This window comes from bacterium (genome assembly GCA_026398675.1).
In the GTDB taxonomy this organism is placed as follows: Bacteria; RBG-13-66-14; RBG-13-66-14; order RBG-13-66-14; family RBG-13-66-14; genus RBG-13-66-14.
Genome location: JAPLSK010000120.1, coordinates 1 through 9,974 on the forward strand (window position 1 = coordinate 1; position 9,974 = coordinate 9,974).

General features: G+C 64.8%; 10 protein-coding genes. 2 read left to right on the forward strand and 8 right to left on the reverse strand.

Translation table 11 applies throughout. The features are described from left to right. Positions 1–300: 300 nt before the first annotated feature. From NTW26_02925 to NTW26_02935, 3 genes are all read right to left on the reverse strand, one after another. Complete coding sequence (locus tag NTW26_02925; GenBank protein ID MCX7021226.1) at positions 301–1,578, reverse strand: bifunctional 3,4-dihydroxy-2-butanone-4-phosphate synthase/GTP cyclohydrolase II; 1,278 nt, start codon at positions 1,576–1,578, stop codon at positions 301–303. A gap of 73 nt (positions 1,579–1,651) precedes the next feature. Then, the gene (locus NTW26_02930; GenBank protein MCX7021227.1) at positions 1,652–1,924 is read right to left on the reverse strand and encodes an acylphosphatase; all 273 of its coding nucleotides are present in this window, start codon (positions 1,922–1,924) and stop codon (positions 1,652–1,654) included. Then, positions 1,921–2,424 carry a TIGR00725 family protein gene (locus NTW26_02935; protein ID MCX7021228.1) on the reverse strand — a complete coding sequence of 168 codons (504 nt, stop codon included), beginning with the start codon at positions 2,422–2,424 and terminating at the stop codon, positions 1,921–1,923. Before NTW26_02935 ends, NTW26_02930 begins: the two co-directional genes overlap by 4 nt. A gap of 127 nt (positions 2,425–2,551) precedes the next feature. Between NTW26_02935 and NTW26_02940 the strand changes: the two genes are divergently transcribed. Together NTW26_02940 and NTW26_02945 are read left to right on the forward strand one after the other, a co-directional pair. Then, the gene (locus tag NTW26_02940; GenBank protein MCX7021229.1) at positions 2,552–3,307 is read left to right on the forward strand and encodes a hypothetical protein; all 756 of its coding nucleotides are present in this window, start codon (positions 2,552–2,554) and stop codon (positions 3,305–3,307) included. Positions 3,308–3,535: 228 nt separating this feature from the next. Next, the gene (locus NTW26_02945) at positions 3,536–4,120 is read left to right on the forward strand and encodes a hypothetical protein (protein ID MCX7021230.1); all 585 of its coding nucleotides are present in this window, start codon (positions 3,536–3,538) and stop codon (positions 4,118–4,120) included. Positions 4,121–4,652: 532 nt separating this feature from the next. Here NTW26_02945 and NTW26_02950 read toward each other — a convergent pair. The 5 genes from NTW26_02950 to yidC all read right to left on the reverse strand — a co-directional run. Beyond that, positions 4,653–5,564, reverse strand: coding sequence for a 3-methyl-2-oxobutanoate dehydrogenase subunit beta (locus NTW26_02950; GenBank protein MCX7021231.1), 912 nt, complete (start codon positions 5,562–5,564; stop codon positions 4,653–4,655). A gap of 42 nt (positions 5,565–5,606) precedes the next feature. Continuing rightward, a complete protein-coding gene (gene porA / locus NTW26_02955) occupies positions 5,607–6,764 on the reverse strand; it encodes a pyruvate ferredoxin oxidoreductase (GenBank protein ID MCX7021232.1) in 1,158 nt (385 codons plus the stop codon). Then, positions 6,761–7,054, reverse strand: coding sequence for a 4Fe-4S binding protein (locus tag NTW26_02960; GenBank protein ID MCX7021233.1), 294 nt, complete (start codon positions 7,052–7,054; stop codon positions 6,761–6,763). Before NTW26_02960 ends, porA begins: the two co-directional genes overlap by 4 nt. Before the next feature lie 86 nt (positions 7,055–7,140). Next, on the reverse strand, positions 7,141–7,689 hold the full coding sequence (locus tag NTW26_02965; protein MCX7021234.1) for a 2-oxoacid:acceptor oxidoreductase family protein: 549 nt from the start codon (positions 7,687–7,689) through the stop codon (positions 7,141–7,143). A 254-nt stretch (positions 7,690–7,943) separates the two neighbouring features. After that, a partial coding sequence (yidC, locus tag NTW26_02970) for a membrane protein insertase YidC (protein MCX7021235.1) occupies positions 7,944–9,974 on the reverse strand: 2,031 nt, incomplete at its 5' end.

The window sequence follows — 9,974 nt, forward strand, 5'->3', positions numbered from 1 at the left end:
CCCGCTAATTGCGATGACGTAGGGGCGACCCTCTGCGGTCGCCCGCGGGCCGACCTAAACGGCGCGCCGTCGGTCGGCCCCTACGAGGTTGATGCTGGATTGGCACTAAACACGTAGGGGCGGGTGTCCACACCCGCCCTCCTTTTTATCCCTTACCCTCACACCCACCCTCTCCCTGAAAGGGAGAGGGGACCGCTGCACCCCTCTCCCTAGCTCGTAAGCGCGCTTCCCACCAGAGGGGGGAGGGGACATGCGGCCGATCCGCCGCCTTTTTTCACTTCCGGGGACGCCGCGCGGACGCTACACGTCGGCCGACCCGCCGAAATCCGACTCCACCTCGTGCTGATGGTGGTGCGACTTTTCCTTCTCCGGCAGGTGGTCGAAGATATGCCCCATCTTCTCCTGCTTGGTCCGGAGGTAGTGCAGGTTCTCGTCGGTGGAGTCCACCTCCACGGGCACGCGCTCGACGACCTCGAGGCCGTAGCCCACCAGGGCGACTATCTTGCGCGGGTTGTTGGTCATGAGCTTGAGCTTGCGGACACCGAGGTCGTAGAGAATCTGGGCCCCGATACCGTAGTCGCGCAGGTCGGCGGGGAAGCCGAGCTCCAGGTTGGCCTCCACGGTGTCGCGCCCCAGGTCCTGGAGGGCGTAGGCCCGGATTTTGTTCACCAGGCCGATGCCGCGCCCCTCCTGCCGCAGGTACAGAAGGACCCCCCGCCCTTCGCCGGCGATGGCCCGGAGCGCCACGTCGAGCTGCGGGCCGCAGTCGCAGCGCAGGCTGTGGAAGGTGTCCCCGGTGAGGCACTCGGAGTGTACCCGCACCAGGACGGGTTCCTCGCCGTCGAACTCGCCCATCACCAGGGCCACGTGGTAATCGTCGGAGATGGTGGAGGTGAAGGCGTGGATGGTGAACTCGCCGAAGACGCTGGGGAGTCGGGCCGAGGCGACCCTCTTCACCAAAACCTCGGTGCGGCGGCGGTACTCGATCAGGTCGGCGATGGAGATGAGCCGGACCCCCCATTCTTTTTTCAGCTCCTTGAGCTGGGGGAGGCGGGCCATGGTCCCGTCGGCGTTGAGAATCTCGATGAGAACGCCGACCGACTCGATTCCGGCCAGACGGCAGAGGTCCACGACGGCCTCGGTGTGACCGGCGCGGACCAGCACCCCGCCCTCCCGGGCGCGCAGGGGGTTGATGTGACCCGGTCGGGCGAAATCCCCGGGCGTCGAGGAGGGGTTCGCCAGAGCCCGGAGGGTTTTGGAACGCTCCTCGGCGGAGATGCCCGTGGTCACCCCGTGGCGGTAGTCCACGGTGACGGTGAAGGGTGTGCCCAGGAGGGCGGTCGAGTGGGCATCGGGCACCATCATGTCGAGCTCGAGGCGCCGGGTGGCCTCGGGCGCCAGGGGGGTGCAGAGCATGCCGCGCCCGTGGACGATCATGAAGTTCACGTCCTCGGGGCGGCAGAACCGGGCCCCCATGACCAGGTCGCCCTCGTTCTCCCGGTCCTCGTCGTCCACGACGATGATCATCTCGCCGTTTCTTATTGCCTTCAGGGCCGACTCGATGCCGTCGAAAGGCACGTTACCTCCGTCGTTCGGGCTCGCACATCGTATCGTAAAACCCCGCGCCGCTCGGGACGGGGAGTCACCTTTTTTATAATACGCTGAAATCGCGGTAGGTTTCCGTGGCCGGGGCCCATTGGAGCTTGACGTCCGAGACGCGGGAAGCCGACGGACCCTCGCGCAGGAGGGCGACGAGCGATTCCAGGTCGCCCCGCTCGCCCACCGCGACCACCCGGACCGTCCCATCGGGCAGGTTGGCCACCGTGCCGAGGAGGCCCAGCGACCGGGCGTGGCGCACCACGAACCAGCGGAAGCCCACACCCTGGACCGACCCCACCACGACCGCCTGCAGCGCCTCTTTCACGTCACATCCGGGGATTGCCGCGCCAGCCGAAGCGCCATTTCCACGGCCTCCTGGGGCGAGTGGGCGTGGTGAAGCGGGTCTTGAGTCTTCCGTCCGGCGGGGGGCGGCGGAAGCAGCCAGCTCCCCAGGGTGACGACGGGGCGGCCGATTTTGAGCGCCAGGGCGATTTCCGAAAGGGTGCCGTAGAAGCCGTCTATGGCGATGACCGCCCGGCCCGAGGCGACGACCATGGCGTTCCGGGCCACGCCCAGGCCGGTGGGTATCCGGATGTCCACGTAGGGATTGGCCTCGGCGTCATCGTACCCCAAAAGGATGCCGACGGAGGTGCCCCCGGCTTTTGCGGCTCCGCGGCAGGCCGCCTCCATCACGCCGGTCCGGCCGCCGCACACCAGCACCGCCCCGGCCTCGGCCAGCAAAAAGCCGACCTCCTCCGCCTTGGCCGCCGTGGATTCGTTGCAGGTGGCGCCGCCGATGATGCTGATCTGAAGCTTTCTCTCCAAGCGACGCCCCCTTCGATGCGCCGTCGGGGTACGGTCGAACCCGGCCCGGACCGGCCTGGATTTTACGACCATCCCCATCACGGGTCAAGGCGACCCCCGGGCTGGACTCGACTCGAACGGCCGTTGTATGATAAAAGCATACTTTGGCTCGGTGGTCTTCATGGGCGATCCGGTCTGCTACAACTGCAAAGGGACGCTCACCGAATCCGGTCTGGGTGTCAAGTGCCCCTACTGCGGCTCGATGAGCTTCGTGGCCCCGGACGGGCGCGCCGTCGCTCACCTGGTCCACCCGCTGGCGCCGCTGGATCCGGGGGGGCTTTTGGCGGAAAAGCTCGCCCGAATGGGCATCCCCTGCACCATCGAGAAGAACGAGCCGCTCTGGGCGCCCTGCTATCTCTTCACCCCCGCGGAGGACAAGCCGCTCTGGCGGGTCGCGTACGCCGACGTGGCGGGTCGTTTTTACGCGAACCTCCCCCCGCCGCAGCGCAAGCTCGTCCCCTACTACGCGCCCCCCGAGCCATACCGGTTGGTCGAGCCTTCCATCACCCCGGCCCAGGCCGAGTCGCATCTGTTGCAACGGGGGCTGGAGAGCCCCCGGAAGTACGATACGGCGCTGGTCCACATGCCGATTCACCGTCTGCACTACGCGGCAGGCGGACGGCGGGGCGTGGCTCTGGCGGTTGCCGAGCGGGTCTACATGGAAACGCCGGCCAGACCTACGGAAACCGGCCTCGGGCGTTTGCGTCTATACTACGGGGTGGGGACGGCGGCCCTGGTACTTCTATCCACCGTGGCCGTCGGAGGGGTCCCGGGGGCCGTCACCGCCTTCGCCCTGGGGATTGCCGGAACCGTTCTCCTCGCCCGGGCGACCCGCTCGGGTTAGGGATGCCGCGTCGTTACCCGACCCACGCCGTATTCGGGTCGTTTTACCGGGGTTAAGATTAACCCCCACAACAGATTGCAGAAAAAAGTTGCAGAATAATTTGACTTTTTTTGCCGGTGAGGCTATACTCTACCAATAATCTTGTTAGAACCCATGCGGGTTCTGCCTAAGCCTATCAAAGGCTTGTGTGTAACCTACGTCCTAACCCTAAACCCTAAGGAGCTCCACATGAAGAAATTCCTCATTTTGGCCGTCGTCCTGCTCATGATGGCTCCGGCCGCGTTCGGCAAGAACATGGTCGAGGGCAAGTTCGGTGCCGGCCTGGCTCTGGGCACTGGTGAGTCCCTCAGCATGACGGATTCCGGCAACCAGCTCGGACTGGGCCTCGTCCTGCAGTACGGCATCACCGGCCTGACCTTCCAGGGCTACTTCGATTACGACATGGCCCTCGCTCCGAAGACCAGTGATGACATCACCGGTGAAGCGCAGTCCGTCATGGAATTCGGCGTCAACTTCCTGGGCACCGTCGGCGACGGCCCCTTCGTGGGCTATGCCGGCCTCGGCTTCTTCTACGGCATGGCGACTCACACCCCCGCGGAAGACGCCGATGAGATGAGCCAGAGCACCCTGGGTCTCAACCTGACCGCCGCCATGGATTACTTCCTCAACGACATGATCGCCCTGGGCTTCCAGGTCACCTATCCGATCTCTCTGTCCAGCACCATTTCCGTTGCTGGTACTGACGCTGAGTACGGCGGTGGCGCGAACGCAGCCGGCATGGGCTACAAGGTCGACATCAGCTTCTTCTTCTAGAGTTAAGCATCGTTCGTAAAGGGGGCCGGTATTGGCCCCCTTTTTTATAGGCGGGCACGGTAGAGATGGGGGCCGGTTTCGGCCCCCTTTTTTATTGTCGGGCACGGTAGAGATGGGGGCCGGTATTGGCCGTGCCTCACATATCTCCCGCGTAAAGGGCGGCATACAGAGCTGCCGCCCTACGTCTCATTGCACTCGTAGGGCGGGGGCTTGAGTACCCCGCCCCATTTGCGGGCCGACCTGAAGGTCGGCCCCTACGAGGGTGACTCGTAGGGGAGGGTCTCCTGACCCTCCCGTTTTTTTTCAAAGGCAGCCCTCACCCCGACCCGTCGGCGCGCCGCTCCCACGGGGAGAGGGAGACCGCGGGCCGACCTGAAGGTCGGCCCCTACGAGGGTGACGCACGACCCACCCCTCACCCCTGCATTCTCCTAAATATAGGACCGGGACTTTTGTCCCCGTCACACACCTGAGGCGGGTGGTTTTCCCGGTAAAAAAAGGGGGCGTGCGCCCCCTATTCGAATACCCGCGCGTCTACGTCTCGGCCGCTTCCGCCCCGTAGAGCTCCCGGGTCATGGCCACCTTGGCCTCCAGGAGCTTCCAGCGGCGGTCGCGCCACCGGGTCACGTGCTCCACGTCCTCCGGTTTCAGGTGTCGGAAGCGCCCCTGGAGCTTCAGGTACTCCTCCACCGGCTTGAACTCCTTGGGCTTGTGGTTGATCTTGTACACGCCGTTTTCCACCTCGTACAGCGGCCAGATACCGGTCTGCACGGCCAGGCGCAGGGCCTTGATCGAGTCCTCCGACTGCATCTTCCAGCCCGGCGGGCAACTGGCGAAGATCTGGAGGTACTTCGTCCCCCGGATTTCCTTGGCCTTCTTCATCTTCTTGACGAAGTCCTCGGCGTGGCTCACGCAGGCGGTCGCGGTGTAGCGGATGCCGTGGGCCACCATGATTTCCACCATGTCTTTCTTCTCTTCCTTCTTGAAGTGGCGGACGGGGGTGGTGGTGGTCCAGGCGCCCCAGGGGGTGGAGCCGGAACGCTGGATGCCGGTGTTCATGTAGGCTTCGTTGTCGTAGCAGACGTAGATGATGTCCTCGTCGCGCTCGACGGCGCCGGAGAGGGCCTGGATGCCGATGTCCACGGTTCCGCCGTCGCCGGCCCAGGCCATCACGGTGGTGTGGTCGTTGCCCCGGATGGAGAAGCCGTTGCGGATGCCCGAGGCGGCCGCCGCCGCGGTTTCGAAGGCCGTGTGGAAGAGCGGCACCAGCGTGGACGAATACGGGAAGGGCCCGTCAATCACGCTCCAGCAGCAGGCCGGGACGGAGAGGACCGTGTCCGGCCCCAGGGCCTTGAGCGCGTACCGCAGCGCCAGCACCGCGCCGCACCCCTGGCACGCCACGGTGCCGCTGGTGACGAACTCCTCGGTGGGGATCGAGTATTTCATGGTGTCCTTTCGCGCATCGCGGGGGACGTCCGTCCCGGGGAACTACGCCAGTTTGGCCCCCTGCCAGTTGATGTCGGTCTCGGGGCTCCGGCCGGCGATGATTTTTATCATCTCGTACACGGCGTCCACGGTGACGTCGCGGCCGCCGAGGCCCGCGATGAACCCGTGGATTTCCGGCCGCTCCGGCTCGCGGTACAGGCAGCTCTTGATCTCGGTGAAGAAGGCGCCCTCCGAGCCGTAACTGATATTGCGGTCTATGACGCCCAGGCGCTTCTTGCCTTTGGCTATCCGCCTTATCTGTGGTTTGGGGAATGGCCGCAGGAGGCGCACCTTGGCCGAGCCGGCCCGGATGCCCTCGGCCCGGGCGCGGTCCACAGCGTCCTTGGTCGTGGAGGCGATGGTCGAGGAGACGAAGACGAGGTACTCGGCGTCGTCGGCGCGGTAGCCCTCGACGACGGGGTAGTTGCGACCGAACATCTCGCCGAAAAGCTCATCTTCCTTGATGATCACGTCCAGCGCTTTCTCCATCGCAAGCTGCATCTTTATCTGCAGCTCGAAATACCACTCGTCGTTACAGAGCGCCCCGTAGGCCGGGTGGCCCTTGGCCGGGTCGAGGTCGTGCTTGGCCTGGTACTTCGGCAAATACTTGTCCACCAGGGCGATGTCCGGCAGGTCCACCGGCTCCGAGGTGTGGGAGAGGTAGAAGCTGTCCAGGACCAGCATCGCCGGCAGCTCCACCTGCTCGGCCACCTTGAAGGCCTGGATGACCGAGTCGGTGACCTCCTGGTTGGACTCGCAGTAGTACTGGATCCAGCCCGTGTCCCGCCGTGAGATGGTGTCGTTCTGGTCGGTCCAGATGGTCCAGGGGGGGGCCATGGAGCGGTTGATGTTGGCCAGGACGACGGGCAGGCGGGCGTGGGACGCCCAGTGGAGCATCTCGTCCATGAGGGCCAGGCCCTGGGCGCTGGTGGCGGTGAAGGCGCGCGCACCCGCCGCCGACGCCCCGATGCACGCCGCCATCGCCGAGTGTTCGCTCTCCACCTTGATGAACTTCGCGTCCATCACCCCGTCGGCGCAAAGCTCGGAGATTTTCTCCACTATCTGGGTCTGGGGCGTGATGGGGTAGGCGGCGACGACCTCCGCCCGCGCCAGCATGGAGCCGTAGGACACCGCGTGGTTGCCGGTGAGTACCTTCTTCATCGTACCTCCTCCACCATCTCGATGCAGTCCTTGGGGCACTCCATGGCGCACACCCCGCAGCCCTTGCAGTAGACGAGGTTCACCACGGGGAAGCCTTCGGCGTCCTCGGAGATGGACACGTCGGGGCAGAACTTCCAGCAGATGCCGCACTGGATGCAGTTATCGTTGTTAATGATCGGCCGGACGTTGCGCCAGGAGCCGGTTTCGTTGACCAGCATGGTGCCGAGCGTCTTGGCCATGGTGGGGATGTCGTCTATGTTCTTCAGTGGGATGTAATGCTTGTTGGGCATCTGGCCCCCGTTTTTTTACTGGGTTTCGTCGGTCGGCCCGATTTCGCACCACAAAAAAGGGGAACGCGGAGGTTCCCCCTCGAGAGTTACAGAGTAATCGCGTCGTAGGTGTCCCTGGCGGCGGCGGCGTTCTCCTCGGGTTTCGAGGGGGCGGCCTCCCGGATGCACTGCATGATGAGCTCGATGTCGGCCTGGGCGGTGACCTTGGCCGCGGCGCCCAGCATGGCCGTGTTCACGATGGGGGAGGTGATCGAGCCCAGGCCGTGCTCGATGGAGATCCGGGTGGCGTCCACGGTGTAGACCTTGAAGTCGCCCTTGAGGCCGAGCTCTTCCGGGGTTTTGGCGGTGTTCACGGTGATCGTCCCGCCGGGTTTGAGACCGTCGGTGCAATCCACGGTGTCCATGAGCGTCTCGGAGAGGACGATGACGTGGTCGGGGGTGTAGATGTTGTGGCGGGCGCGGATCTCGGCGTCCGAGATGCGGACGAAGCTGGCCACGGGCGCGCCCCGGCGCTCGACACCGAACATTGGGAAGGCCTGGACCCGCTTACCCCCGCGGAAGGCCGCGTCGGCGAAGACGGTGCAACCGCTGGCCGCACCCTGTCCACCGCGGCCGTGGAAGCGTATTTCGATCATCGCTGGGTACTCCCCTCGAGGCTGGTTTTTAGCGGTGCGGTTCGCGGGTTTTTTAGCCGGGGACCCTCGTGAAAAATCCCCACCGACCCCATCCGGCCCCCGACTATAACACTACGCTCCGATGCCCTCAACCCCCGAAACGGGGTGTAAATCAGTTGAGATGTATGCTCAAAAATGCTTCCCCGGGCCTGCACATCCCCCGGTGAAGACCGGCCGTGCGCGGCGGGTGAGGGAAGGCCCCGGCCGCCGGGACGCTACTTGGTCTTGATCTTGGTGTAACCATCCTCGCCCGGTTTCGGCTTGGGCAGGAACTTCCCCCAATCCCGGTCTTTCTTCGGCGGGATCGGCATCTCCGGGTCGGCGGCCACCAGGGAGTAGTCGGGATCATCGTCCACGGCCAGGGCGAGGGCCGCCCCGCAGCGGGGGCAGTAAACCCCGTCCACGTCGCCCTTCCCCCCGGAGCGGAGGTTGACGTTTTTATACTCGCAGCGCAAGGTCTTTTCCCAGTCCGTCTTGTGGCCGCACTTCTCGCACTGCACCTCGTAGGCGGCCTCCGTTTTTTTCGGCTTCGGCTTGGCCTTGGGTTCCGGGGCGGGGACGGTCTTGACCACCTTCCCCTTGGGCTCCGGCTCGATTACGCCCTTGGCCTCGTCCACCTTGCGCAGCCAGTACTGCTGCCCCATGGTCAGGATGGTGTTGACGGTCCAGTAGATGACCAGGCCCGAGGGCATGGTGTAGAAGAGGACGCCGAAGATGAGGGGGAGGTACTTGGTGAAACCTTTCTGCTTGATGCCGGAGCTGGTCGTCATCTTGCCCTGGTACCACATGGCGGCGGTCATCAGGACAGGGAGCAGGTTGAAGGAGTTCCAGCCCAGAAGGGGGATGGTGAAGCCGAAGCTGAAGAGGGAATCGGGCAGCGTCAGGTCGGCGATCCAGAGGAAGCCGGCGCCGCGGAGCTCCACGGCGCTGCGGAGCGCCCCGAAAAGCGCGATGAAAATCGGCATCTGCAGAAGAAGCGGGAGGCAGCCGCCCAGGGGCGACACCTTGTGCTTCTTGTAGAGCTCCATTACCTCCTGGTTCGCCCGCTGCTGGTCGTCCTTGTACTTCTCCTTGATGGCCTCGATTTTCGGCTGGAGCCGCTGCATGGCCATGGTGGAGCGGAAACTCTTGTTCGTCAGCGGTATCATCACCAGCTTGAGGGCGGTGGACAACAGAAGAATCGCCAGGCCGTAGTTGCCCAGAAAGCCCTCGAAGAAATTGAGGAGCTTCAGGGCGCCGATGGCGATGGGGGCGAGTAAGTCCCAGCCGAAATCGGCCACGTCCCCCATCCCGAGGGCCTGGAGGTCGTCGTAGATCTTCGGCCCGATGTAGAGCTGGAAGCGATCCGCGAAGCGGCCGCTCGCGTCGGTGCGTATCTCGATGACGGTGTTGGCTATCTTCGGGGGCTCGGTCAGCGGTTCCAGCGCCACCCGGCCGGTGAGCGCCTCGGTGGGCTTCAAGGCCAGGGCGAAGTACTGGTCGGCGATGGCCAAGTAATCAATATTGCCGGAGGCTTCCTCCAGATCGTTGTCCCCCGGGCTCTCCTCGAACTCCTCGCCCCCGACTTTGCCGGTGGTGACCAGGAGGCTGCGGACCAGCTCCCGCATGTCCCCCTGCCGATCCAGTCCGGTGCCCAGGTCGAGGTTGAAGGAGCGGTGGTCCCGGACGGGGTAGTCCACGGCGAGGTCGAAGAGGCCGAGGTAGGAGTCGCCGCGGAAGGTGTAGCTCTTCACGACCTGGATGCCCGACACCGTGGCGCTGTATGTGACGGTGAACTCTTCCGCGCCCCTGACCGTGTAGTCGCCCGCGGCGTGGTTGGCCGTGTGGACGGTGAGGGCGTCGAACTCCGAGGTGGAGATCATCCCCGGGTAGTACTCGCCCAGGGCCTTGTTAAAAAGGACGATCTGCGAGCCGTCGTAGTCTTTGTGGTCCTTGAGGGTGACGGATTTCAGGGCGCCGCCGATGTTGGAGAAGCGCAGGACCATGAGGTCCGTCTCCAGGGTGATCAGCCGCTCCTGGTCCGGGGTGAGGCGCGGCTCGGCCGCCACGGGGGCGGGGGGCTCGACGATTTCCGCGGGCGCGGGCTCCGCGGCGACCGTCTTCTCCTCCGCGGCGGGCTGCACCGTCTCCCCGGGCTTTTCCGTCTCACCGGTCTTCACCGTCTGTGTGGCGTCCTCGGTCCCCTTATCCTTGTCGTCCGAGCTCAGCCCGATGATGAAATTGATGCCGACCATCGCCACGATGGA

Coding starts and splice junctions, on each gene's coding strand:
- NTW26_02940 (MCX7021229.1), top strand. CDS start 2,552: ATGATAAAAGCATACTTTGGCTCGGTGGTCTTCATGGGCGATCCGGTC.
- NTW26_02945 (MCX7021230.1), top strand. CDS start 3,536: ATGAAGAAATTCCTCATTTTGGCCGTCGTCCTGCTCATGATGGCTCCG.
- NTW26_02950 (MCX7021231.1), bottom strand. CDS start 5,564: ATGAAATACTCGATCCCCACCGAGGAGTTCGTCACCAGCGGCACCGTG.
- porA (MCX7021232.1), bottom strand. CDS start 6,764: ATGAAGAAGGTACTCACCGGCAACCACGCGGTGTCCTACGGCTCCATG.
- NTW26_02960 (MCX7021233.1), bottom strand. CDS start 7,054: ATGCCCAACAAGCATTACATCCCACTGAAGAACATAGACGACATCCCC.
- NTW26_02965 (MCX7021234.1), bottom strand. CDS start 7,689: ATGATCGAAATACGCTTCCACGGCCGCGGTGGACAGGGTGCGGCCAGC.